Source organism: Tritonibacter sp. SIMBA_163 (assembly GCF_046535935.1).
Lineage (GTDB): Bacteria > Pseudomonadota > Alphaproteobacteria > Rhodobacterales > Rhodobacteraceae > Epibacterium > Epibacterium scottomollicae.
In genome coordinates, this window is the sequence record NZ_JAWJBP010000890.1 from 1 (window position 1) to 253 (window position 253).

General features: G+C 46.2%; 1 protein-coding gene. It reads right to left on the reverse strand.

Translation table 11 applies throughout. The annotated features are described in order from the left end of the window. The coding region (locus tag R0J92_RS24900; protein ID WP_411053655.1) for an isocitrate/isopropylmalate family dehydrogenase at positions 1-253 on the reverse strand (253 nt) is incomplete at both ends.

Here is a 253-nt window from a genome sequence, read left to right on the forward strand (position 1 = left end):
GGGAGTATTGGGAATTAAATCTTTATTCAGGATATCAATTAACTTCTGTGCAGTTTCAGTCCCTTCTTTCCACTCCACTCCCAAATAAATATCCTCTGTATTTTCCCGATAAACAATTACATCGAGGCGTTCGGGATAGCGGTGTGGGGAAGGTGTGCCTGGATAGTATCGACAAGGGCGCACACAAGCATATAAATCATTGATCTGACGGGGAGCAACATTCAGCGACCGAATGCCACCGCCGACAGGGGTT